We start from the raw sequence: 22545 nt of genomic DNA, 5'->3' as shown, positions 1-22545 counted from the left end.
GGCCCGCCGGGATGCGGCATGCCCGACGGGCGGTTCGATGTCGAACGTTCCAGGGAGCACGGGCTTGTACTACAGCAGCGGCAACTACGAGGCGTTCGCCCGGCCGAGGAAGCCCGAGGGGGCCGAGCGCAAGCGGGCGTGGTTCGTGGGGTCGGGGCTCGCGGCGCTGGCCGGGGCGGCCTTCCTGGTCCGGGACGGGCAGGTGCCCGGCGAGCGGATCACGATCCTGGAGCGGCTCAAGCTGGCCGGCGGCGCGCTGGACGGGATCGAGGTGCCCGAGAAGGGCTTCGTGGTCCGCGGCGGGCGCGAGCTGGAGGACCACATGGAGTGCCTGTGGGACCTCTTCCGCTCGGTGCCCTCGCTGGAGATCGAGGGCGCGTCCGTGCTGGACGAGTTCTACTGGCTCAACAAGGACGACCCGAACTTCTCCCTCCAGCGGGTCACCGAGCACCGCGGCCAGGACGCCCGCACCGACGGCCTGTTCGCACTCGACGACAAGGCCCAGAAGGACCTGGTGCGGGTCTTCCTCGCGACCCGCGAGGAGCTGGAGGGCAAGCGGATCGACGAGGTCTTCTCCCGGCACTTCCTGGACAGCACCTTCTGGCTGTACTGGCGGACCATGTTCGCCTTCGAGGAGTGGCACGGCGCCCTGGAGATGAAGCTCTACCTGCACCGCTTCATCCACCACATCGGCGGCCTGCCGGACCTGTCCGCGTTGAAGTTCACCAAGTACAACCAGTACGAGTCGATGGTCCTGCCGCTGACCCACTGGCTGATGGACCAGGGCGTCCGGTTCCGCTACGAGGTCGAGGTCACCGACGTCGACTTCGACGTCTCCCCCGCCACCCGGGACGCCCCCGGCCGCAAGCAGGCCACCCGGATCCACTGGCGGGAGGCCGGCCGGGAGGGCGGCGTGGACCTCGGCCCGGACGACCTGGTGTTCACCACCATCGGCTCGCTCACCGAGAACTCCGACGACGGCGACCAGCACACCCCGGCCCGGCTGGACGAGGGCCCGGCCCCGGCCTGGGACCTGTGGCGCCGGATCGCCGCCAAGGACCCGGCCTTCGGCCGCCCCGACGTGTTCTGCGGCAACATCGCCGAGAGCAAGTGGGAGTCGGCGACCGTCACCACCCTGGACCCACGCATCCCGCACTACATCCAGAAGGTCGCCAAGCGCGACCCGTTCAGCGGCGGCGTGGTCACCGGCGGCATCGTGACCGCCCGGGACTCCTCCTGGCTGCTGAGCTGGACGGTCAACCGCCAGCCGCACTTCGAGCAGCAGCCCGCCGACCGGATCGTGGTCTGGATCTACTCGCTGTTCGTCGACCGCCCGGGCGACTTCGTGCGCAAGCCCATGCAGGCGTGCACCGGCGAGGAGATCACCCAGGAGTGGCTGTACCACCTGGGCGTGCCGGTCGGCGAGATCCCCGACCTGGCCGCGAACGCCGCCCGCTGCGTGCCGGTGATGATGCCGTACGTGACGTCGTTCTTCCTGCCCCGGCACGCGGGCGACCGGCCGGACGTGGTGCCCGAGGGCGCCGTCAACTTCGCCTTCATCGGCCAGTTCGCGGAGACCACCCGGGACTGCGTCTTCACCACCGAGTACTCGGTGCGCACCGGCATGGAGGCCGTCTACCGGCTGCTCGACGTCGAGCGCGGCGTGCCCGAGGTGTTCAACTCCACCTACGACGTGCGCAAGCTGCTCGCCGCCACCACCCGGCTCCGCGACGGCGCCGAACTCGACCTGCCCGGGCCGGAGTTCCTGCGCAAGCGGCTGCTGCGGCGACTGGAGGCCACCGAGATCGGCGAGCTGATGCAGGAGTTCGGCCTGATCGAGGACGAGCGGGGGTAGCCGACGGGCGGAGGTGGCCGCGGGCGGGGAGCACCGCCCCGAGGCCAGTGGCCGTGGCAGTGGCACAAGACAGGGATGGTGCTATCGTCAGTAGCACTATGTTGCTGAAGCTGGACATCGGGGACACCCGACCGCTGCACGAACAGGTCGCCGGCGCGATCAGACGGGCCGTCGCCGAGGGCGAGTGCACCCCCGGGGACAAACTGCCCCCGGCCCGGGAGCTCTCCCGGGCGCTGGGGGTGAACACCAACACCGTCCTGCGCGGGCTGCGGACGCTGCGCGACGAGGGGGTGCTGGAGTTCCGCCGGGGCCGCGGCATCACGATCGCGACCGGCGCCGACACCCGCTCCGAACTGGTCGACCGCGTACGGCAGTTGGTCGAGGACGCGGCCCGGTTCGGCTACAGCAGGAACGATCTCGTGGACATGATCAGGGGGATGTCGTGACGGACGACGGCACAACGAAGGAAGCGACCGCGGCGGAGCGACCGGCGGCTCGCGGTGCCCTCTGGGCCGCGGCGGCCTGGTCCGTCGGCGTGCTGGCACTGCTGATCGCCCTGCCGCTGGTGGCGCGCCACCGGCTGCCGGACCCGCTGGCCACCCACTGGGGCGGGCGGGAGCCGAACGGCTCGATGTCGCTGACGGCGGCCGCACTGTTCCCGGCCGCGTTCTGGGCGGTCCTGGTGCTCACCTCGGTGGCCGTGCGGCGGTACTGGGCCGACCGGTCGCCCGGGGCGGCGGCGGCCACGCTGGCGGCCGGCGGGGTGCTGCTGACGGGGGCGCAGACCTCGATCGTGCACGCCAACCTCGACCGCGCCCGCTGGCAGGACGCCGCACCGATGGGCGTCGAGGTGGTCCTGATCCTGCTGGCCACCGGCCTCGCCGGGCTGCTGGCCCTGCTGGCCGGCCGCCGCTTCGGCGGCCGGCCCGAGCGGCTCCCGGCGGCCGGGGCGGATCCGCTGGAGATGCCCGCGGGCGAGCGGTTCGTCTGGCTCTCCCGGGCCGCCAACCCGTGGTTGCAGCTGGCCGCCGCGGTGTTCGCGCTGGTGACGGTGGCGGGGGTGCTGGCCGCCGCGAGCGGGGTCGCCGAGCTGGACTGGGCGCTGGTGGTGCCGTTCGCCGTCGTCTCCCTCGCATGCCTCGCCTGCTCCTCGGTGCGGGCGCGGGTGACCGCCGGCGGCCTGACCGTCGGATTCGGCCCGTTCGGCCGGCCCGTGCGCCACTGGTCCCCCGCCGAGCTCGAATCCGCCCGCGCCGAGCAGCGCACCGCCGCGCAGGCGGGCGGCTGGGGCTACCGGATGAACCGGCTCGGCACCACCGTGATGCTGCGCGGGGGCGTCTGCCTGGTGGTCCGCACCCGTCAGGGCACGGACTTCGCGGTCAGCGTCGACGACGCCGAGCGCGGGGCGGCCCTGCTCAACGCGCTGATCGCGCGCGCCGGGCAGCCGACCGGCTGAACCGGTTCGGCGGAGGCGAAGGGGCGGTTCGGCCACCACGGCCGGACCGCCCCACCGCTTGCACCGCTCGCACGGCCTGCACCGCTCGCACGGCCTGCACCGCTCGCACCGCTTCCGCCGCCGTCAGGACTCCCCCGCGCGCAGTTCGGTGGCGATCTGCCATCGTCCCGCGACCAGCGTCTCCAGCACCACCCCGAGGCAGGCCACGAGCGCCAGTCCCGCCGTGGGCAGCAGCACCGGCAGCACCGCCGGGCCCAGGCCGTCGCCGGCCTTGGCGCCGATCAGGGTGGAGAGGTCGAAGGCCGGCCCGAGCAGGACGGCCGCCACCGCCGCGACCACCGCACCGCCGACGGCCGCCGCCAGCGTCCGCGGCAGTGCCTCGGCGACGATCAGCGCCAGCCCCTGACGGGGTCGCAGGCCCATGGTGCGCAGCCGGGCGAGCACCGCCGTCCGGTCGGGCGCGGCGCGCAGCAGCGTCAGCAGGACCGCGAGGACGGCGAATCCGGCACTGGCGGGCGCCGCGTACCAGAACAGCCGTCCGGCGGCCTGCTGCAGCGGGTCGTCGGCGAGCTGCGCGGCGTACTCGCGGCTGCCGCCCACCGCGTAGGCGGGCGGCAGCCCGTGGTCGCCCTTGCCGTCCGCCGCGGCGTTCTCCGAGATGAGCCTGGCGAGGCCGGTCGGCTCGACCAGGCCGCGTTCCAGGAGGAGCGACCTGATCCGCCCGGGGTCGAGGCCGTCGCCCACGGCCAGCCACCCGGTCCACCGGCCGAGCTCCGGCAGGCGTTCCACCGCGGGACCGCTGGGCACCACGACGAAGGGCAGGGCCGGCTCCGGCAGCGCCGGGGTCGCGGTGACGATCCCGGCGACGGTGGTACGCAGCTCGCTCGCGGTGGACAGGTGCACCGTCGGTGCGCCGGCGCCCAGCCGCGCGGCCAGGTCGCGGCTGAACAGCGCGGGCACCGGGGTGTCCGGGCCACCGGGGGTGCCGGCGAGCTTCGCCGGGTCGAACTCGCCGGCCCCGAGGGTGCGGGCGATCTCGGCGTACGCGGTCGGCTCGGCGACCACCAGGGTCACCTTGGTGTAGTTGTTCGCGTCGGCGCCGACGAACAGCGCCCGGGGGTCCACCCGGACCGCCGTCGCGCCCCGGGCCTGCGGAAGGTCGCCCGCGGCCTTGAGGAACGGTTCCGGCAGGGTCGCGTAGCCCGGCACGGAGACGGCGACGTCGCCGCCGGTCGCGAGGCGCGCGGCGCTCAGCCTGCCGCGGTCCACCGCGTCGAGCAGGGTGGCGCCGAAGCCGGTCGCGGTGACGGCGATCAGCAGGGCGAGCAGCGGCAGCGCGGAGGGCCGGCGCCGGCCGGAGTGGTCGCGGGAGGCCCGGGAGAGGCCGAGGAAGCCGATCAGGCCGCGGCCCCGGCGGGCCAGGGCGGCCAGTCGGCCGATCACCACAGGCTCGATCCGTGCCAGCAGCAGCCCGCCGGCGACGGCGAGCAGCAGCGGCGCGGCCACCAGCAGCGGATCCGCCCCCCGGCCGGGGTGGCCGACGCCGCGCCGGCGGACCTCGGCCACCGCCACCGCGGTGACGGCCAGCAGCGCGACTTCGCCGATCAGCCGGCGCCACGGCCCGGTCCGCCGGGGGTGCGTCCGGAGCAGGGCGGCACGCACCGGGAAGGCGAGCAGGGCGAACAGGGTGGCGACCAGGCCGGCCGCCACCGCGAAGCCCCACCGGGGGGTGGGCAGCAGCACCAGGGCGAGCACCGCTCCGAGTACCGCGGCGGGCAGGACCGTCACCGCGCTCTCGCCGAGCAGCCGCAGCAGCACCCCGCCGCGCGAGCAGCCACGGGCCCGGAGCAGCCGCAGTTCGGCGGCGCGCCGGTCGGTGCCGAGCGCGGCGGCCAGGCAGAGCACCACGGCGGCGACGCCCGCGACGCCGGCCGGGCCGACCGCGCCCAGCGCCATCGCGGCCCGGTAGCGCTCGGCCGCCCAGGTGAGGACCACGGGCAGCGTCGAGACGACCCGCAGGTCGGCGCGCCCGGTCGCGGTGACCAGGGCGTCGGCCTCCGGCCCGGCCAGGAGGGGCGCGACGGCGGCGCGGGTCCGTTCCAGACGGTCGGCGCGCAGCGGGGCGGGGTCGACGGAAACCCGCCAGAAGTTCTGGACGGACGGGCTCCAGGCGGTCAGCGCGCCCACGCTGCCGTCGTCGACGAAGCCGGTGACCTCCTGCCAGTTGCCGTGCTCCGGGTCGAGCCCCAGGCAGGGGCGGTTCGGGCAGCCGATGCCGACCCAGAACGGGTCCGACGGGTCGTTCTGCCGGTAGATGCCGGTCACCACGGTGGTCCGGCGGCGGTCGGGGCCGCTGCTGCCGTTGTCGAGGACGTCTCCGACCCTGATGCCGATCGCCTCGGCGGCCGCCCGGCTCACCACCGTCGGCACCGGGGCGCCGGCCGCGGCGGGGCCGGGCCAGCTGCCCTCGGTCAGGGTGACCCGGTCGGCGAGGCCCTGCAGCCGGATCAGCAGGATCCTGGGCGGGATGTCCTGGCTCACCCGGTGGTAGCCCGGGTTGTACACGGGGTTGGTCTCGGTCCTGGTGCCGTGCGCCAGGCGTTCCGGTGCCAGCGCCACCGTCGCGCCGACGCGCGCGACGATGTCCCGGTCGACGGCGTCGAGGGCGGCGGCGGTGTCCGTCGGGCGGGCCTTGGAGGCGAAGTGCAGGCTGGTCGCGTGGATGCCCTTCTGGCGCACGAAGTCCCGCAGCGCCGCGTCCGCGTTCCGGTCCGTGACGCGGGGGACGGCCACGGTCAGCAGGACGGTGACGAAGGCGAGGGCGGCCGTCAGCAGGGCCGCCGAGGGGCTGGCGCGCAGCCGGGTGCGGACCCAGCGGGCCGGACGGAGGGCGGTCCCGGCGGGGTCGGCCCTGGTGGTCACGGTTCCTCCACGAGGCGCAGCGGGACGGCGGCCGCCGATCGGCCGGGGTGGACACGGCGCACGGCGGCGCACGGGTCACCGGTGCACGGGGCTCCGGCGACCGGACAGCGGACAGCGGACAGCGGACAGCGGACAGCGGACGATGCTGTCAGATCCGATCGCCGATCGGAAGGGAACAGCACGAATCAATTCCCGCTCGGTCGGTGACGATTGGGCTGGTGGCAGCCGCCTGCCCGGCTCTCCGCGGGGGAGTTGAACCGGTGGAGCCGTCACGGCCGTGGTGGATGGTGACCCGAGGTTCTCCGGACGGTCATTGAGGGCGTAAACCGCTCACATCAGTGGTGCTTCGAACGCCGATGCGGGTACACAAGGTGACGGTCGCTCAGGTGTGTGGCGGCGCCCGTCCGACGCCGCCCCACCCCGTCCCCCCGCGACCGGAGGAACAACGGGCCGAGGAGCCCGTGGAAAGGCAAGGAGGCGTCCGTGACGCACGACTCGCGCACGCAGAACTCCCCCGGTGTCCGGCGGAGCATCCAGGACGTTCGAACCATCGCGATCCTTCGCCTCGGCGTCGGCCTGATCGGCGTCCTGCTGCCGCCGGCCCTGCCGTTCGGCAACTGGCTGGCCGCCGAGGTGACGGGGCGCGGCACCGACGACTTCTGGCCGGGCTCGATGAGCGCCGCCTACTACACCGACACCCGGAACCTCCTCGTCGGCGGACTGTGCGCCCTCGGGGTGTTCCTGATCTGCTACCGCTTCGACCGCCGGGACGACCGCTGGAGCACGGCCGCCGGGTTCTTCGCGGTCGGGGTCGCGCTGTGCCCGACGGCCCCGGCGGGCGCCTCCGGCGTCCAGCGCACCGTCGGCGTGTTCCACCTGGTCTTCGCCGGCCTGCTGTTCGTCATGCTGGCGATGTTCTGCCTCCACTCCTTCCGCAATCCCCGCTCCACCCAGCCGGCCCGGGTGAGCACGGCCTACCTGGTGGCCGGGGTGGTGATCCTGGTCGCCCTGGCGCTCTCCGTCCTGGCCGGGGTGACGGGCCTCGGCTCGGGCTGGTCGGTGCGGCCGCTGTACCTGTGCGAGTGGCTGGCGACGTGGGCCTTCGGCATCGCGTGGATCGGCGCCGCGCTCGAACTGGCGGCGCACGGCCGGGGCGACGCCGGGTCCGCCGCCGTCCCCCGTCAGCCGGGCGCCGCCGCGCTCGACCCGAGGCACCCGGAGGCGCGGGCCTGAGGCACCTGGAGGCACGGGCCCGAAGCACCCGGAGGCGCGGGGCCTGAGGCACCCGGAGGTGCGGGCCTGAGGGCCCGTCATTCCGCCGCACCGGTCGACCGTTACCATGCGCACCATGGGCCGCCACCTCGGCGGTCGCTGACGGACGCCCAGCAACGGGAGAACGAGCATGGCGAACGAGATCCGGGCGGAGCACGGTCCGCACGAGGATTACCCATCGGTGGACCTGCGGATGGACGTTCCGCACTCCGCCCGGGTCTACGACTACCTCATCGGCGGCAAGACCAACTTCGAGGCGGACCGGGTCGCGGCGCACGCCTCGGTGCAGGCCTGGCCGTCGCTGCCGATCTCGATGCGCACCACCCGCGACTTCATGCAGCGCTCGGTGCGCCGACTCGCCGAGCAGTACGGCGTGCGGCAGTTCCTCGACATCGGCACCGGCATCCCGACCTCGCCGAACCTGCACGAGGTCGCCCAGGCGATCACCCCCGAGGCCCGGGTCGGGTACGTGGACAACGACCCGATCGTGCTGACCCACGCGCGGGCCCTGATGGACAGCACGCCCGAGGGCCGCACCTGTTACGTGGACGCCGACTTCCGCGACCCGGAGTCGATCATCAACAACCCCCGGCTGCGCGAGGTGCTCGACTTCTCGCAGCCGGTGGCGCTGTCGCTGATCGCGATCGTCCACTTCGTGCTGGACGAGGACGACCCGCAGGGCATCGTGCGCCGCTTCATGGACGCCCTGGCCCCCGGCAGCTTCCTCGCCCTGACGGTCTTCACGGGTGACACCGACCCGGTGGGCGTGGGTGGTGTCGGCCGCGAGTACAACGCGCGCGGCATCCCGCTCCAGATCCGCGACAAGGCCGAGGCCGAGGCGTTCTTCGAGGGCTACGAGCTGCTCGACCCGGGCGTCACGCTGGTGCACAACTGGCGGCCGGACGCCGACGCCCCGCCCGTCCGCGACCGGGACATCGCGATGTACGCGGGCGTGGCGGTCAAGCGCTGAGTTCCGGCTCCTCGTGATCGAGTGCCGAATCGTTTCTGCGATGGGCCCGGCCGACCGGCCGGGCCCGTTCAAGCAGGCCCGTGAAAAGCACGCCCGTTCCAGCAGGCCCGTTCAAGCGGACACGGAGACCAGGCCCGCCTCGTAGGCCAGGATGACCAGCTGCACCCGGTCCCGGGCGTCGAGCTTGGCCAGCAGCCGTGTCATGTAGGTCTTGACGGTCGCGATGCTGAGCACCAGTTCGGCGGCGATCTCGGTGTTGGACAGACCCCGGCCGACCAGGGTGAGGATCTCCCGCTCGCGCCCGGTGATCGCCGCCAGCCGCCGCTCGGCCGCCACCGCGGCGGCTGCGGCAGGGGCGTGCCCACCGCCCCCGGGCCACTGCGGGCGGCCGGCGATGAACGCCCCGATCAGCCGCCGGGTGACGCCCGGCGCGATCAGCGCGTCCCCGGCGGCGACCACCCGCACCGCGCCGAGGATGTCGTCCAGCGCCATGTCCTTGACCAGGAAGCCGGACGCCCCCGCGTGCAGCGCCGCGTACACGTGCTCGTCCTCGTCGAAGGTGGTGAGCACCACCACCCGGGTCGGCCCGCCGTCGGCGGTCACCAGCCGGGTGGCCTCGATGCCGTCCATGCCGGGCATCCGGATGTCCATCACCACGACGTCCGGCCGTAGTTCGGCGGCCAGCCGGACGGCCTCCGCCCCGGTGCCCGCCTCGCCCACCACCTCGACGTCGTCCGTCTCCGCGATCACCATCTCCAGCGCGGCACGCACCAACGGCTGGTCGTCCGCCAGCACCACCCGGATCACGCGCCCGCCCCCTCGACCGGGACCGGCCCGGAGACCGGCACCGGCAGCCGGGCGGCCACCCGGAAGCCGCCGCCGGGCAGCGGCCCGGCCTCGAACTCCCCGCGCAGCAGGACGGCCCGCTCCCGCAGCCCGGCCAGCCCGAACCCGGCCCCGGGTGTCCGGCCCCGGCCCCGCCCCCGGTCGGTGACCTCGACGGACAGCTCCCCCGCCGTGCGGTGGTCCACCGCCACCACGCAGGCGTCCACGTCCGCGTGCCGCACCACGTTGGTGACCGATTCCTGGACGATCCGGAAGGCCGCCAGGTCGACCTCCGGCGGCAGCGGCCCCGGCTCGCCGTGCCGCCGGACCTCCACCCGCACCCCCGCCGCCGTGGTAGCCCCGGCCAGCCGGTCGAGGTCGGCCAGGCCCTGCGACAGCGTCGCCGAGGCCTCGCCGTCGGCCCGCCGCAGCACGACCAGCATCCGGCGCAGCGCGGCCAGGGTCTCCCGCCCGGCGGCCTCGATCTCGCCCAGCGCCTGCGCGGCCCGCTCCGGCCGACGGTCGATCACCCGGCGGGCCGCCCCGGCCTGGAGGGCGACGATGCCGAGGCTGTGCGCGACGGTGTCGTGCATCTCGCGGGCGATCCGCAGCCGTTCGGCGGTGACCGCCTCGTCGGCCGCCCGGGCGCTGAGCGCCTCGGCGTGCTCCCGGTTCTGCCGCACCGAGCGGCCGACCAGCCAGGCGACCAGCGCGAGCAGCGCGGCGCCGTCGGCCGAGCCGATGTGGGTGCCGGTGAAGATGCCCACCGTGCTGCCGCGCACCAGGCCGATGTGCAGCACCAGGAAGACCATGACCAGCGCGAACGCCGCCCGGGAGCTGCGCCGGGGCCGGTCGGCGGTGATCAGGCAGAGCGCGGTGTCCACGGCGAGCAGCGCACCGGGCGGCACCTGGGCGCCGCCGGCCCAGCCGTCGGTCTCGGTGAACGCGGCGACCAGCAGCAGGGCGACCGAGAGCACCGGCAGCCGCCGCACCAGCGCCGCGCCCGCGAAGGCCAGCACCGTGTCGGCCAGGGTGAACGCCCAGCCGCCGTGCGCGGCGGCGCCGGGGTGCTGCGCGGCGGCGCCGCCGAGCCGTACGGCGGGGTAGCCGGCGGCCGCGCACCAGGCGAGACCGACCCAGACCTCGGGCGGGACGCGCCGGAACAGCGGCGGGGAGGGGGTCGTGGACATGGTTCAAGATCGTAGCGACGGGCGCCGCCCGCCGTCATCCAGCCCTGGTTGTACGACCGCGGGTGACCTGCGGTGTCGACGCCGGTCCGATGCGCCCGACCGGTTCCCCCGGGCACCGTGGACCCCATGATCGAAGTTACCGAACTGACGAAGCGCTACGGCCGCGGCCGGCACGTCCGCACCGCCGTCGACCGCCTCTCCTTCACCGTCCGGCCGGGCCTGGTCACCGGCTTCCTCGGCCCCAACGGCGCGGGGAAGTCCACCACCCTGCGACTGGTCCTCGGCCTGGGCGACCCCACCTCCGGCACCGCCACCGTCGACGGCCGCCCGTTCCGCGGCAGGCCGCGCGGCCTGCGGCACGCCGGTGCGCTGCTCGACGCGGGCGACGCGCACGGCGGGCGCACCGGCCGGGCCCACCTGCGGGCGCTGGCCCGCGCCAACGCGATCCCGGCCGCGCGGGTCGAGCAGGTGCTGGAGGAGGTCGGGCTCGCCGCGGCGGCCGGGCGGCGGATCGGCGGCTACTCGCTGGGGATGCGCCAGCGCCTGGGCATCGCCGGGGCGCTGCTCGGCGACCCGCCGGTGCTGCTGTTCGACGAGCCGCTGAACGGGCTGGACCCGGAGGGCGTGCTCTGGGTGCGCGGACTGTTCCGGCGGCTCGCGGACGAGGGCCGCACGGTCTTCGTCTCCAGCCACATGATGGCCGAGATGGAGCACACCGCCGACCACCTGGTGGTGATCGGACGCGGGCGGCTGCTCGCCGATGAGAGCCTCACCGGGTTCGCCGCCCGGGCCGGCCGGGCCGCCGTCACCGTCCGGTCCGCCGAACCCGACCGGCTGGCGGCCGTGTTGACGGCGGCGGGCGCGGCCGTGCGGCCCGGCCCGGACGGCACCCTCGCAGTGAGCGGCCTGGACGCCACCCGGATCGGCGAACTCGCCCTGGAACAGCGCCTGTTGCTGCACGCCCTGACCACCCGGGGCGCCTCCCTGGAGGAGGCGTTCATGGACCTGACCGCCGACAGCGTCGAATACCTCGCCGGAGAGCCCCGATGAACACCCTGCCCACCCGCACCGCCACCGAGCCCACCGGCGCCGCCACCGAGCCCGCCCGCGCCGCCGCCCTGCCCACCCGCGCCGCCACCGAGCCGCGCGCCCGCTTCGGCGACCTGCTGGCCGCCGAGTGGATCAAGTTCTGGTCACTGCGCTCGATCCCCTGGGTGCTCGGCCTCGGCGCCCTGGCGAGCATCGCCGCCAACCTCAAGTCCGCGGTGTACACCCGCGACCACTGGACGCCGGGCGAAGGCGATCCGGCGGTCATGGCGCAGACCGCGCTGAACGACGCCTTCAACCTCGTCTCCGCCGACATCCTGATGCTGGTCGCGGGCGGCCTCGGCGCGATCGTCATCGCGGGCGAGTACGCGACCGGGCTGATCCGCACCACCCTGGCGGCCGTGCCCGACCGCCGGGCGGTGATCCTCGCCAAGGCCTGCGTGCTGGCCGCCGTGCTGTTCGGCTACGGGGTGCTCACCGTCGGCGTCTCCTTCGGCGGGAGCCAGGCGATCCTGGCCGGGACCGGCATCGGACAGTCCGTCACCGACCCGGCCGCGCTGCGGTACGTCGCGGCGGCGGTGCTGTTCGGCCCGGTCTGCGCCCTGGTCGGGCTCGGCCTCGGCACCCTGATCCGGCACAGCGCGGGCGCCGTGGTGGGCACCGTCGTGGTGCTGTTCTTCCTCCCCTCGCTGGTCACCGAGCGCTACCGCTGGAGCGCCGACCTGCTGCACGCCCTGCCGATGCCCGCCTGGCAGCGGCTGGCCCGGACCACGCTGGCGGGAATGCGCCCGTCCGAGTACCCGGCCACCGTCACGGGCGCCTGGGTCACCTTCGCGGTGTGGTCGCTGGCCTCGGTGGCGGTCGCCGCGGCCGCGGTCCGCCGCCGGGACCACTGACCGCCGGGAGAGCGCCCGCAGCGGAAGGCCCGCAGGGGACGGGCCCGCAGCGGAGAGCCCCGCACCGGAAGGCCCCGAGCGGGGGCGCTCAGAACGCCGCGATGCTCCCCGGCGCCCGCTCGGCCCGGCTGAGCGCCCGCAGCACCGCCGCCCGGCCGTGCCGCCGGGCGGCCAGCCGGGTCAGCAGGACGACGACGGACTCGAAGGCCTCCGGCGGCAGTTCGGGGCCCGGCACTCCGACGCTGACCGCCAGGTCGTCGCCGTGGACGGCCAGTTCCATCGTCCGGGTGGCCAGCAGGTCGTCCAGGGTGAGCGACCACGGGCCCCAGAACGGCAGCCGGACCGGTCGGGTGCCGTCCGCCGCCGCGAGCGTGCCCGCGAGCTCCGGCAGCACGGCGGCCAGCCGGCGGTGCAGCGCGGCCGCACCGTCGGCCGCGAAGGCCTCGCTGCCCTCCCGGATCCGCACGTTGGCGTCCGCGGCGAGCGCGGCGCCGACCCAGGCCGAGCGGGCGTAGTGCTCCAGCAGGCCGACCACCGGCTCGGCCGGCACGGCGGCGGCCAGCAGCTCCGGCAGGCAGAGGACCTGGTAGGCCAGGTGCCCGGCCAGTCCGCCGACGCTCCACCGCGCCAGCGCGCTCGGCCGCTGCCAGGCCCGGGCCACCTCCGGGCGGCGCAGGAGTTCCTCGGCCGTACCGGCGGCGGCCAGGAAGTCCCTCCGGGCGCCCGTCACGGCCCGTTCCCCACTCGTGGCCCGGTGGCCCGGAAGCCGCCGCGGCCCGAGGCCATGTCGGCGACCGCCACCAGCAGCGCCGTCAGCACCAGCCCGGCCGCGACCGTCACGCCCAGCTGGAAGGCCAGCGCCCAGTCCGGGCGGGGGCCGGCCGCGTGGGCGAAGAACACCGAGCCGACGACGGCGATGCCCACCGCCGAGCCGACCCGCTGCGCGGTCTGCATCACCCCGCCCGCGCTGCCCGCCCGGGCCACCGGCACCTGCTGGAGGGTCAGCGTCTGGTTCGGGGCGATCACCAGCCCACTGCCCACCCCGGCGACCAGCAGCGGCAGCGCCGTCGTCCAGCCCACCCGGGGCCCCGACCACAGCTGCACCGCCAGCGCCGAGGCCAGCAGCCCGGCCAGCACCAGCACCAGTCCGGCCACCACCAGCCGCCGCCCCAGCCGGCTCACCAGGCGCCCGCCCACCGCCGCGGACACCCCCGAGCCGACCGCGAACGGCGTGATCGCCAGGCCCGCCGTCAGCGCCGAGTAGTGCAGGCCCGCCTGGAGATAGAGCGTGAAGATGAAGAAGATCGCGGTGAACCCGGCGAAGTACACCAGCGACAGCAGCGTGCCCGCCGCGTACGGCCGCACCGCGAACAGCGCCATGCTCACCAGCGGTTCGCGCCGCCGCCCGTAGTGCAGTTCCCAGCCGACGAAGGCCGCGAGCAGCACCGCCGCCAGCGGCAGCAGCAGCCAGCGGGCCGAGCCGTGCCACTGCTGCGCCTGGACGAACGGCAGCAGCAGCGCGACCGTCCCGGCGCCGAGCAGCAGCACGCCGACCGGGTCGAAGTCCCGGTGCCCGGCCCGCTGGTCGGCGGGCGGGGGCGCCGGGAGCAGCCGGCGGGCGATCGGCAGCACGGCGACGCCGATCGGCAGGTTGACCAGGAACACCCAGCGCCAGCCGTCCTGCGGGCCGACCAGGTGGATCAGCAGCCCGCCGAGCAGCGGCCCCACCGCGGTGGACAGCCCGATGGTGGCACCGAGCGCGCCGAAGGCCCGGCCGCGCTCGGCGCCCTGGAACAGCACCTGGATGAAGCCGGACACCTGCGGCACCAGCACCCCGCCGGCCGCGCCCTGGAACAGCCGGGCCAGCACCAGCCACTCCTGGCTCTGCGCCGCCCCGGCGAGCGCGCTGGCCACGGTGAACAGTGCCAGCCCGGCGAGGAAGACGGCTCGTCGGCTGCGCGCGTCGCCGAGCCGCCCGGCGGGCACCAGCACCAGGCCGAAGGCCAGCGCGTAGCCGCTGAGCACCCACTGCAGGCCGCTGTCGGACATGTGCAGCCCGGCCCGTACCGTCGGCAGGGCGACGTTGACGATGCTGACGTCCAGCAGGGTCATGAAGCCGGCGACCAGGCAGACGGCGAGCGCCCGCCAGCGCCGGGTGGCGGCCCGGACGCCCACGGCGGTGGCGCCGGGCCGGGGCGGGTGCACGCTGCTGCGCGGGGGGTCGGCGTTCATGGGAGCCTCTTCCCGGGGCCGGGGCGTCCGGGTCGGTGGATGATCGCCGGTCGGCTTCGTTCGGCCCGTCGTCGGTCGGCCTCGGTCGGCCTCGGTCGGCTTCGTTCGGCCCATCGTCGCCCGGGCCTCCCGGGGCCGCCACCCGGGCCACCGCTCGGGCCGGCACTCGGGGCGCCGCCCGGGCCGCCGCCGCCCGTCCTCACCCGAACGGCCGAACCGGATCGCGACCGCCGCCCGCACCCCGGAGGCTGACGGCATGACCGTCGCCACCGAGACCCCGCCCTCCGCCCCTCCGGTGCTGGACGTCCGGCAGCGGAACGTCGTCTTCGCCACCATCGTGCTCGGCATGCTGCTGGCCGCCCTCGACCAGACCATCGTCGGCACCGCCCTGCCCACCATCGTCGCGGACCTCGGCGGGGCCGCGCACATGTCCTGGGTGGTGACGTCCTACCTGCTGGCCGAGACGGTGGCCACCGTGCTGGCCGGCAAGTTCGGCGACCTGTACGGGCGCAAGCTGCTGTTCCAGGTCTCGGCGATCGTCTTCGTCGGCGGCTCGTTCCTGTGCGGCCTGGCCACCGACATGACCCTGCTGATCGCCTGGCGCGCCGTGCAGGGCTTCGGCGCGGGCGGCCTGATGGTCACCTCCATGGCGCTGATCGCGGACGTCATCCCGCTGCGCGAGCGCGGCAAGTACCAGGGCGCGATCGGTGCGGTGTTCGGCGTGGCCACGGTGATCGGGCCGCTGCTGGGCGGGCTGTTCACCGACCACCTGTCCTGGCGCTGGGCGTTCTACGTCAACGTGCCGATCGCGGTCGTGGTGGTCGCCCTGGCCGCCCGGACCATCCCCTCGGTCCGCTCGGCGACCCGCCCGGTCGTCGACTACCTGGGCATCGTGCTGGTCGCGGTCGGCGCCGGCGCGCTGATCCTGGCGACCAGTTGGGGCGGCAACCAGTACGCCTGGAGCTCCGGGGTGATCATCGGCCTGTTCGTCGGCGGCGCGCTGGCGCTCGGCCTGTTCTGCTGGGTGGAGACCCGGGCCGTCGAACCGATGCTGCCGATGCGGCTGTTCCGCAACCCGGTGTTCACGGTCTGCTCGGTGCTCAGCTTCATCGTCGGCTTCGCCATGCTCGGCGCGCTGACCTTCCTGCCGACCTTCCTCCAGTACGTGGACGGCGACTCGGCGACCGTCTCCGGCGTGCGGACGCTGCCGATGGTGATCGGTCTGCTGATCGCCTCGATCGCCAGCGGCAACGCGGTCAGCAAGACCGGGAAGTACCGGGTGTTCCCGATCGTCGGCACGGCGGTGATGGCGCTCGGCCTCTACCTGCTGTCCCGGCTGGAGCCCGACACCGGCTCCGCACTGGCCTCGCTCTACATGTTCGTGCTCGGCGTCGGCATCGGGCTGAGCATGCAGGTGCTCACCATCGCCGTGCAGAACACCGTCGACTACGCCGACCTCGGCACGGCCACCTCCGGGGTGACCTTCTTCCGCACCATCGGCAGCTCCTTCGGCACCGCGGTGTTCGGCACCATCTACGCCAACAGCCTGCAGACCGAACTCGCCGACGGGATCGCCACCGCCGCCCGGCTGACCGGCGCCGACCCGGCCGTGCTCAGCCAGGCCGCGCAGAGCCCGCAGGGCCTGCACCAGCTGCCCGCCGACCAGGCCGCGCCGATCGTCCAGGCCTACTCCGACGCCCTGCACACCGTGTACCTGTGGACCATCCCGGTGGCCGTGGCCGGCTTCGTGGTGGCACTCTTCCTCAAACAGGTGCAGCTGCGCGACACCGCCCGGGCGGGCTCCACCGACATGGGCGAGGCCTTCGCCCAGCCGACCACCGCCGACTCCGACCCGCACCTGGAGTACTCGGTCTGCCGGATCGTGCGCGGGGTGGACCTCGACGCCGTCCGGACGATCGTCGCCGGCGCCGGCGCCCGGGTGGACCTGGCCGGGGCCTGGGCGCTGATGGAGGTGGCCGGCCACACCAGGGCCGTCGGCCACGCCTCGCTCGACCTCATCGCCGCCCGCAAGCGGGTGCCGCCCGAGGTCCTGGAGCCGGTCTTCGACCGGATGGCCGCCGAGGGCTACCTCCTGCGCGAGGGCGACGCCCTCTCCCCCACCGAGGCCGGCACCCACGAGGTCCGCACCCTCGCCCACGCCTGGTCCGACTGGCTCAACGCCCGCCTCGACGCCGACGCCGGCCGCCCCCGCAGCCCCCAACTGCGCGCCGCCGCCGACGCCATCGCCTGGCGCCTCCTGGTCGAGGACCTCGCCAACGGCCTCCCCGCCCACGCCCGCCCCAAGGACGACGCCAGGGTCTGACGAACGGCTACAGGCGGGTGGTGTCGAGGTCGAGGTCGAAGGGCGCCGGAAGGCGCACGGGCGCGCCGAACGGGTACGGGCCGCTCTCCGCGGCGTAACCGAGCCGGGTCGGCTCGCTGTACAGGGTGCAGCTGCGGTTCTGGCGGTCGACCAGGAGGTAGAGCGGAGCGCCGTACTGGCCGTAACGACGGCGCTTGACGACGCGGTCGGTCTCCGCGTTGGACGGTGAACTGACCTCGACGATCAGGAAGGTCTGGTCGGGCAGCAGTGCGCCTTCGGTCTTCAGGGCGAGTTCGGCCGGCACGACGGCCAGGTCCGGGATGTACCAGTTCTCGCTGCCCGGCAGGTCGAGGTTGCCGGACCCGGACACCAGGTCGAGCTGGTCCATGCGGGGGCCGAGCTGGCGGCGGACGATCTCGGCGGCGGACTCGTGCGCCCATGACGGCGACATGGGGGTGATGACTCCCTCGATGATCTCGGTGCGGTCGCCCGCGATGTGCCGGATCGCGTACTTCAGTGCCCGCTCGGGGTCGCTGACGGTGCTGTAGTCACCGGGGACCTGGGGTGCCGTACTCACAACGCGTCTCCTTCCGTCGTGCGATTCTCCCCCGGATCATGCGGCCGCCCCGCTCGTCGACCGGCATTGGACGCGCACTGACCGTTCGCGCTCGCAACAGGACCGGTTCGCAGAGCATTCTGCCTCCCCGCCCGGGAGCGGGCGGGGAGGCACGAGACCGACGGTCAGCGGGAGGCTTCCGCCGGGATCGGGGCGGGGGCGGTGCGGCGGGAGGAGAAGGCGATCACGGCGAGGCTGGCGAGGGCGAAGGCGGTCACCGCCGAGAGCATCACGGTGTAGGAGGCCACGGAGGAGAGCGCCGCGAGCACGGCGGGCAGCAGGAAGCCGGAGTAGCAGAGGGCGTAGTAGACGCCGGTGATGCCGGCCACGTCGTCGGGGGTGACGAGGCGCTGGATCTCCAGCAGGCCGGAGACGACGCCGATGCCGTAGGCGGCACCGAGGAGGACCGCCCCGCCGAGGCCGAGCAGCGGGGAGCGCACCGCCGCGTCGCCGGCGCAGACGGCCATGCCGCAGGCCATCAGCACCATGGAGACGACGACGCCGCGCGCCGAGTTCAGCGAGTCCAGGCGCTTGGCGAGGGGCTGGACCAGGGCGCCGGTGCCGAGGGTGAGGACGGTCAGCAGGGTCGCGTAGGCCAGCGACCAGTCGCCGAGCCGGTCGCCGACCAGCTGCGGGGTCACCGCGTACGCGACGCCGGCCGAGCCGAACACCCACGGGGCCATCGGCAGGACCACCCGCAGGAAGCGCCGGTGCCCGGCCGCCGGGACCTTGAGGTCGGCCCAGAGGCTGCGGACGGCGGCCGAGCGGGCCCGGGTCTCGACGGCCTTCGGGAGCAGGAACAGCGCGGGCAGGGTGACCAGCAGGTGGGCGAGGTACGGGGTGACCATCGGCCAGGGGCCCCACTGGGCGAGCGCGCCGGCCACGCCGGCGCCGAGGCCGAAGCCGACGGTGAGGGCGAGGGAGGCGCGGCGGGCTCCGGCGCCCTGGTCGGCGGCCGGGTCGTGCGGGGCCTGGGAGAGCTCCTTGACCCAGCTGGTGCCGACGGCCATCGCGATGCCGACGGCTGTACCGGTGAGGAACCGCCCGGCGTAGATGGGGAGTTCACCCGTGACGCCGCCGCACAGCACACCGCTGGCGGCGAGCGAGGCGACGACCGCGCCGATCATCAGCGGACGGCGCCCGTAGCGGTCCGAGGCCGCGCCGCCGACCAGCAGTCCGGGGACCAGCCCGAGGACGTAGGCCCCCAGGAAGGCGTCGACGGTGACCTCGGAGTAGCCGCCGAGGTGGCGGTACATCAGCAGCAGCGGGGTGAACTGGTTGCCGCCCCAGCCGCAACAGAGCATGGCCAGGGCCGCGACCAGCCAGGGCCTCCCCCGACCGGTGGGCGCGACGGGACCGGCGGACGGTGGCCGGGTGGTGCTCATGGTGGTGCTGCTCCTTGTCGGATGGTGGTCCCGGCGGTCCGTCGGGGTGCGCGGCCGTCGCCGCGCGGGAGGAGGAGGGAGGAGTGGCTCAGCGGTGCGCGTCCAGGTGGGCGCGCAGCGCCTCGGTGAAGCCGGCGGCGTCGCGGGCCGCGATGCGCTCGACCAGCGCGGCGTGCTCCTCGACCAGCGCGGCCAGCCGCTGCGGCCGCCGCTCCGGCCGCACCTGGAGCAGTTGCACGGCCATCCGCCGCTGGCGGTCGCGCAGCGTCTCGTAGAAGCGCTCGGCGAGCGCGTTGCCGGAGGCCGTCACGATGCCCCGGTGGAAGGCCTCGTCGGCGTCGGCGAAGGCGCCGAGGTCGGCCCGGCGGGCGGGTTCGCGCTGCTGGTCGATCAGGTCGGTCAGCTGCCGCAGCAGGTCGTCGAGCGGCTCGGCGCGGCGGGTGATCCGGCCTACCGCGGTGCTCTCCAGCGCCTCGCGCAGCTCCAGCACGTCCTCGGCCTCGCCGGGCCCGACCGGCACCACGACGGCTCCGCGCTTGGGGAAGAGCTGGAGCAGTCCTTCGGCCTGGAGCCGCAGGAAGGCCTCCCGGACCGGGGTGCGGCTGAGCGAGGTGCGCTCGGCGATCTCGCCCTCGCTGATCAGCGTCCCGCCGGGGAGGCCGCCGCCGAGGATGAGGTCCTTGGTCAGTTCGTACGCGCGGTCCGCGGCCGGAACGCGGGCGGGGACCGGGACGCGGGCGGGAGGCGGGGTGTCGGCCATGGACCACACCGTAGCACCATAGATGCAAGCTTAGATGCAACACCTGGGACAGGGCCGTCCGCAGGACGGAGCATCGGTTTCCGTACTGCTCAGGGCCGGAAGAATGCGCTTTCTCACCCCCTCCGCAGGACCGAGGATGGGCGGGGCCAACCAGCTCCTCGGGAGGAAGCCGTGTCCCCTGTGTCGCCAGCCCTGTCGCCCGTCGACCCGGGCCTGCTGCCGCTCACCGCCGAGTTCCGCCCCGAGGGCCTGTCCGTCGGCGGGGTGCTCCTGGACGAGGCGGCCCGCCGGTACGGCACGCCGCTGTTCGTCTACGACGAGGAGCACCTGCGCCGCCGCTGCCGCGAGGCGGTGGCCGCCTTCGGCCGGGGCAACGTCGCCTACGCCTCCAAGGCCTTCCTGTGCACCGCGATGGCCCGCCTGGCCGCCGAGGAGGGTCTGCTGCTGGACGTCGCCTCCGGCGGCGAGCTGCGCACCGCCCTGTACGCCGGGGTAGACCCGGACCGGATCGTGCTGCACGGCAACAACAAGGACGAGGCCGAGCTGCGCACCGCGCTCACCGTCGGCCTGCGCCACATCGTGGTGGACAGCTTCGACGAACTGGACCGGATCGAACGGCTGCACCACGAGGAGGGCCTGCCCCCGGCCCGGATCCAGCTGCGGGTGGCGCCCGGGGTCGCGGCCGGCGCCCACCAGGCCATCCGCACCGGCGGCCACGACTCCAAGTTCGGCTTCGGCCTGGCCGGCGGCGCCGCCGAGGCCGCGGTGCGCCGGGCCGGGGCCTCCGCCGCCGTACGGCTGGAGGGCGTCCACGCCCACGTCGGGTCCCAGGTGCTGGACCCGGCCGAGCTGGCCGACGGCGCCGCCGCGGTGGCCCGGTTCGCGGTGGAGCACGGCCTGCGCCGGCTGACCGTCGGCGGCGGCCTGGGCGTGGCGTACCTGGGCGGGCAGAGCGCCCCCTCCTTCGCGGACTGGGCCGAACGGGTCCGCGCGGCGGTGCGCGGCGCCGGCTGGAACGGCCCGGTGGGCGTCGAGCCCGGCCGGTCGATAGCCGCCCGGGCCGGGCTGACCCTGTACCGGGTCGGCACCGTCAAGCGGATCGAGGACGTGCGCACCTACGTCAGCGTGGACGGCGGGATGAGCGACAACCTGCGCCCCGCGCTGTACGGCGCCCGCTACGAGGCCTTCCTGCCGCGCTGCCCCGAGGCGCCCCGCCCGCGGCGCGCCCGGCTGGTCGGCAAGCATTGCGAGAGCGGCGACGTGATCATCGACGACGCCGCGCTCCCCGTCGACCTCCGGGTCGGCGACCTGCTGGCCACCCCGGTGACCGGCGCCTACGGCTACGCCATGGCGTCCAACTACAACAAGCTGCCGCGGCCCGCCGTGGTCTTCGTCCGCGACGGCGAGGCCCGCGTGGTGGTGCGCCGGGAGACCGAGCACGACCTGCTCCGGCTGGACACCGCCGCCGACGGGACGGCGCGACCGACCGGGGAACCGGTGGCCGCACTCCCGGCGCACACGGCCTAACCTGGGCCGATGCTGAACAGCGCCCGACTGCACGTCCTCCTGGAGATCGCCCGCCGGGGCACCATCGTGGCCGCGGCACAGGCCCTGCACCTGAGCCCGTCCGCCATCTCGCACCAGCTCGCCCGTCTGGAGCAGGAGCTGGGTGTCGCGCTGGTGGAACGGGCCCCGCAGTCCCTGCGCCTGACGCCCGCGGGTGTCCGGCTGGCCGAGCACGCCCAGGCGATCGCCGATCTGATGGCCGTCGCCCAGGACGACCTGCGGGCGCACGCCCAGGCCGCGGCCGGCGTGCTGCGGATCGGCTTCTTCGCCTCCGCCGGGCTGGACCTGCTGCCACGGGCGCTGGCCGCGTTCGCCGCCGGGCACCCGCAGGTGGAGCTGGAACTCATCATGGGCCAGCCGCACGAGCTGGTCCCGGACCTGGAGGCCGGCCGGCTGGACGCGGCCGTCGTCTTCGAGCACCCGCTGGACCCGTGGTGCCGCCGGGCGGCGGTGGACGTGCGGATGTACTTCGACGAGCCGCAGGTGGTCGTGGTGCCGCTGCGGCACCGGCTCGGGCGGCGCTCGGTGGTGCGGCTGGCCGAGCTGGAGGGCGAGAGCTGGATCGGCACCCACGGCGGCAGCACCGGGGAGCCGGTGCTCGAACGCGCCTGCGCCGCCGAGGGGTTCCGTCCCCGGGTGCGCTGCCGCAGCGACCACTACCAGGTGACCATCAACCTCGCGCGGGCCGGCATGGGCGTCGCGCTGATCCCGGCGCTCGGCCTGGCCGACAGCGCCGGGGTGCACGTGTGCCGGCTGGACCATCCGCAGCTGTACCGCCGGATCGGGGTGGCCACCCGGCCCACCAACCGCAATCCGGTGCTGCGCGCCTTCCTCGCCGAACTCGGCTCCGCCGCCGGGGAGATCAGGTCGCTGCTGGACATGCGGTGGGGCGCCTGAGCGCCCCGCACGGACTGAGTTCCCCCACGGCCCGCAGGCTCCCGGCTCTGTGCGGCGGGCCGCGGCTGTGCCATGCTGCACCCGCCGGCACCCGTCCACCGAGGGGGACCCCCGTGATCCGCCGGATCTCCGCGCTCCTGGTCGCCGCCGCGGCCCTGCTGTCCGTCGCGGCGACGGCGGCGACGACCCACCACCGGCACGCCTCGACCTCCGTCGTCGCCGAGGAGGCCGAGGACTCCACCGCGGGCGGACACACGCCGAACCGCTCGGAGCCGACCGGCCGTTGAGCCCGCCGGCCGGCTGAGGCGGTTCGGCTCGGGCGGGCCGGCTCAG

General features: G+C 75.0%; 19 protein-coding genes. 11 read left to right on the top strand and 8 right to left on the bottom strand.

Going from position 1 to position 22545, the window contains the following annotated elements; all coding sequences use genetic code 11:
• Positions 1–64 precede the first annotated feature (64 nt).
• The 3 genes from ACWGKU_RS01720 to ACWGKU_RS01710 all read left to right on the top strand — a co-directional run bounded on the left by ACWGKU_RS01720 (position 65) and on the right by ACWGKU_RS01710 (position 3311).
• A complete protein-coding gene (locus tag ACWGKU_RS01720) occupies positions 65–1855 on the top strand; it encodes an oleate hydratase (protein ID WP_452178938.1) in 1791 nt (596 codons plus the stop codon).
• Between the two features lie 98 nt (positions 1856–1953).
• Positions 1954–2301, top strand: a complete 348-nt coding sequence (locus tag ACWGKU_RS01715) for a GntR family transcriptional regulator (protein WP_401054991.1) — start codon at positions 1954–1956, stop codon at positions 2299–2301.
• Positions 2298–3311: a DUF1648 domain-containing protein gene (locus ACWGKU_RS01710; protein WP_452178937.1), complete on the top strand. Its 1014-nt coding sequence runs from the start codon at positions 2298–2300 to the stop codon at positions 3309–3311. Before ACWGKU_RS01715 ends, ACWGKU_RS01710 begins: the two co-directional genes overlap by 4 nt.
• Before the next feature lie 123 nt (positions 3312–3434).
• Here the strand turns inward: ACWGKU_RS01710 and ACWGKU_RS01705 are convergent, their stop codons facing one another.
• Positions 3435–6233 carry a hypothetical protein gene (locus ACWGKU_RS01705; RefSeq protein ID WP_452178936.1) on the bottom strand — a complete coding sequence of 933 codons (2799 nt, stop codon included), beginning with the start codon at positions 6231–6233 and terminating at the stop codon, positions 3435–3437.
• 483 nt (positions 6234–6716) lie between these two features.
• On the opposite strand from ACWGKU_RS01705, the gene ACWGKU_RS01700 reads away from it, so the two are divergent.
• The gene (locus ACWGKU_RS01700) at positions 6717–7466 is read left to right on the top strand and encodes a hypothetical protein (RefSeq protein ID WP_401053572.1); all 750 of its coding nucleotides are present in this window, start codon (positions 6717–6719) and stop codon (positions 7464–7466) included.
• A 169-nt stretch (positions 7467–7635) separates the two neighbouring features.
• Positions 7636–8475: an SAM-dependent methyltransferase gene (locus tag ACWGKU_RS01695; RefSeq protein ID WP_401053571.1), complete on the top strand. Its 840-nt coding sequence runs from the start codon at positions 7636–7638 to the stop codon at positions 8473–8475.
• Between the two features lie 111 nt (positions 8476–8586).
• Here ACWGKU_RS01695 and ACWGKU_RS01690 read toward each other — a convergent pair whose 3' ends face one another.
• Together ACWGKU_RS01690 and ACWGKU_RS01685 are read right to left on the bottom strand one after the other, a co-directional pair.
• Positions 8587–9228 (bottom strand): response regulator, encoded by a 642-nt coding sequence (locus ACWGKU_RS01690; protein ID WP_401053574.1) that lies wholly within the window; start codon positions 9226–9228, stop codon positions 8587–8589.
• Positions 9229–9278: 50 nt separating this feature from the next.
• Positions 9279–10490: a sensor histidine kinase gene (locus tag ACWGKU_RS01685; RefSeq protein ID WP_452178935.1), complete on the bottom strand. Its 1212-nt coding sequence runs from the start codon at positions 10488–10490 to the stop codon at positions 9279–9281.
• A 126-nt stretch (positions 10491–10616) separates the two neighbouring features.
• Between ACWGKU_RS01685 and ACWGKU_RS01680 the strand changes: the two genes are divergently transcribed.
• Positions 10617–11540, top strand: coding sequence for an ATP-binding cassette domain-containing protein (locus ACWGKU_RS01680; protein WP_401049629.1), 924 nt, complete (start codon positions 10617–10619; stop codon positions 11538–11540).
• On the top strand, positions 11537–12433 hold the full coding sequence (locus tag ACWGKU_RS01675; RefSeq protein ID WP_401049630.1) for an ABC transporter permease subunit: 897 nt from the start codon (positions 11537–11539) through the stop codon (positions 12431–12433). The genes ACWGKU_RS01680 and ACWGKU_RS01675 overlap by 4 nt, the downstream gene beginning before the upstream one ends.
• Before the next feature lie 88 nt (positions 12434–12521).
• Here the strand turns inward: ACWGKU_RS01675 and ACWGKU_RS01670 are convergent, their stop codons facing one another.
• Together ACWGKU_RS01670 and ACWGKU_RS01665 are read right to left on the bottom strand one after the other, a co-directional pair.
• Positions 12522–13163 (bottom strand): maleylpyruvate isomerase N-terminal domain-containing protein, encoded by a 642-nt coding sequence (locus ACWGKU_RS01670; protein WP_401049632.1) that lies wholly within the window; start codon positions 13161–13163, stop codon positions 12522–12524.
• Positions 13160–14665 (bottom strand): MFS transporter, encoded by a 1506-nt coding sequence (locus ACWGKU_RS01665; RefSeq protein ID WP_401049633.1) that lies wholly within the window; start codon positions 14663–14665, stop codon positions 13160–13162. The genes ACWGKU_RS01670 and ACWGKU_RS01665 overlap by 4 nt, the downstream gene beginning before the upstream one ends.
• Positions 14666–14921: 256 nt before the next feature.
• Between ACWGKU_RS01665 and ACWGKU_RS01660 the strand changes: the two genes are divergently transcribed.
• Complete coding sequence (locus ACWGKU_RS01660; RefSeq protein ID WP_452178934.1) at positions 14922–16988, top strand: MDR family MFS transporter; 2067 nt, start codon at positions 14922–14924, stop codon at positions 16986–16988.
• A gap of 7 nt (positions 16989–16995) precedes the next feature.
• Here ACWGKU_RS01660 and ACWGKU_RS01655 read toward each other — a convergent pair whose 3' ends face one another.
• From ACWGKU_RS01655 to ACWGKU_RS01645, 3 genes are all read right to left on the bottom strand, one after another.
• Complete coding sequence (locus ACWGKU_RS01655) at positions 16996–17565, bottom strand: Uma2 family endonuclease (RefSeq protein WP_401052071.1); 570 nt, start codon at positions 17563–17565, stop codon at positions 16996–16998.
• A 164-nt stretch (positions 17566–17729) separates the two neighbouring features.
• Entirely contained in the window at positions 17730–18989 is a 1260-nt protein-coding gene (locus ACWGKU_RS01650) for an MFS transporter (protein ID WP_401052073.1), read from the bottom strand.
• 88 nt (positions 18990–19077) lie between these two features.
• Entirely contained in the window at positions 19078–19749 is a 672-nt protein-coding gene (locus ACWGKU_RS01645) for a GntR family transcriptional regulator (protein ID WP_401052076.1), read from the bottom strand.
• 180 nt (positions 19750–19929) lie between these two features.
• On the opposite strand from ACWGKU_RS01645, the gene lysA reads away from it, so the two are divergent.
• The 3 genes from lysA (at position 19930) to ACWGKU_RS01630 (ending at position 22499) form a co-directional block, all read left to right on the top strand.
• On the top strand, positions 19930–21276 hold the full coding sequence (gene lysA / locus ACWGKU_RS01640; protein ID WP_452178933.1) for a diaminopimelate decarboxylase: 1347 nt from the start codon (positions 19930–19932) through the stop codon (positions 21274–21276).
• 9 nt (positions 21277–21285) lie between these two features.
• Positions 21286–22212 (top strand): LysR family transcriptional regulator, encoded by a 927-nt coding sequence (locus ACWGKU_RS01635; protein WP_401052081.1) that lies wholly within the window; start codon positions 21286–21288, stop codon positions 22210–22212.
• Between the two features lie 113 nt (positions 22213–22325).
• A complete protein-coding gene (locus ACWGKU_RS01630; RefSeq protein ID WP_452178932.1) occupies positions 22326–22499 on the top strand; it encodes a hypothetical protein in 174 nt (57 codons plus the stop codon).
• Positions 22500–22545 lie beyond the last annotated feature (46 nt).

The sequence above is a fragment of the Kitasatospora sp. NPDC054768 genome (assembly GCF_053612025.1).
This window is presented reverse-complemented; position numbering and strand designations above follow the sequence as displayed.

What these genes read in the sequence shown, in the direction of transcription:
- ACWGKU_RS01675 (WP_401049630.1), top strand. Translation starts at nt 11,537, where the DNA reads ATGAACACCCTGCCCACCCGCACCGCCACCGAGCCCACCGGCGCCGCC.
- ACWGKU_RS01685 (WP_452178935.1), bottom strand. Translation starts at nt 10,490, where the DNA reads ATGTCCACGACCCCCTCCCCGCCGCTGTTCCGGCGCGTCCCGCCCGAG.
- ACWGKU_RS01680 (WP_401049629.1), top strand. Translation starts at nt 10,617, where the DNA reads ATGATCGAAGTTACCGAACTGACGAAGCGCTACGGCCGCGGCCGGCAC.
- ACWGKU_RS01695 (WP_401053571.1), top strand. Translation starts at nt 7,636, where the DNA reads ATGGCGAACGAGATCCGGGCGGAGCACGGTCCGCACGAGGATTACCCA.
- ACWGKU_RS01660 (WP_452178934.1), top strand. Translation starts at nt 14,922, where the DNA reads ATGACCGTCGCCACCGAGACCCCGCCCTCCGCCCCTCCGGTGCTGGAC.
- ACWGKU_RS01690 (WP_401053574.1), bottom strand. Translation starts at nt 9,228, where the DNA reads ATGGTGATCGCGGAGACGGACGACGTCGAGGTGGTGGGCGAGGCGGGC.
- ACWGKU_RS01650 (WP_401052073.1), bottom strand. Translation starts at nt 18,989, where the DNA reads ATGAGCACCACCCGGCCACCGTCCGCCGGTCCCGTCGCGCCCACCGGT.
- ACWGKU_RS01645 (WP_401052076.1), bottom strand. Translation starts at nt 19,749, where the DNA reads ATGGCCGACACCCCGCCTCCCGCCCGCGTCCCGGTCCCCGCCCGCGTT.
- ACWGKU_RS01665 (WP_401049633.1), bottom strand. Translation starts at nt 14,665, where the DNA reads ATGAACGCCGACCCCCCGCGCAGCAGCGTGCACCCGCCCCGGCCCGGC.
- ACWGKU_RS01715 (WP_401054991.1), top strand. Translation starts at nt 1,954, where the DNA reads ATGTTGCTGAAGCTGGACATCGGGGACACCCGACCGCTGCACGAACAG.
- ACWGKU_RS01635 (WP_401052081.1), top strand. Translation starts at nt 21,286, where the DNA reads ATGCTGAACAGCGCCCGACTGCACGTCCTCCTGGAGATCGCCCGCCGG.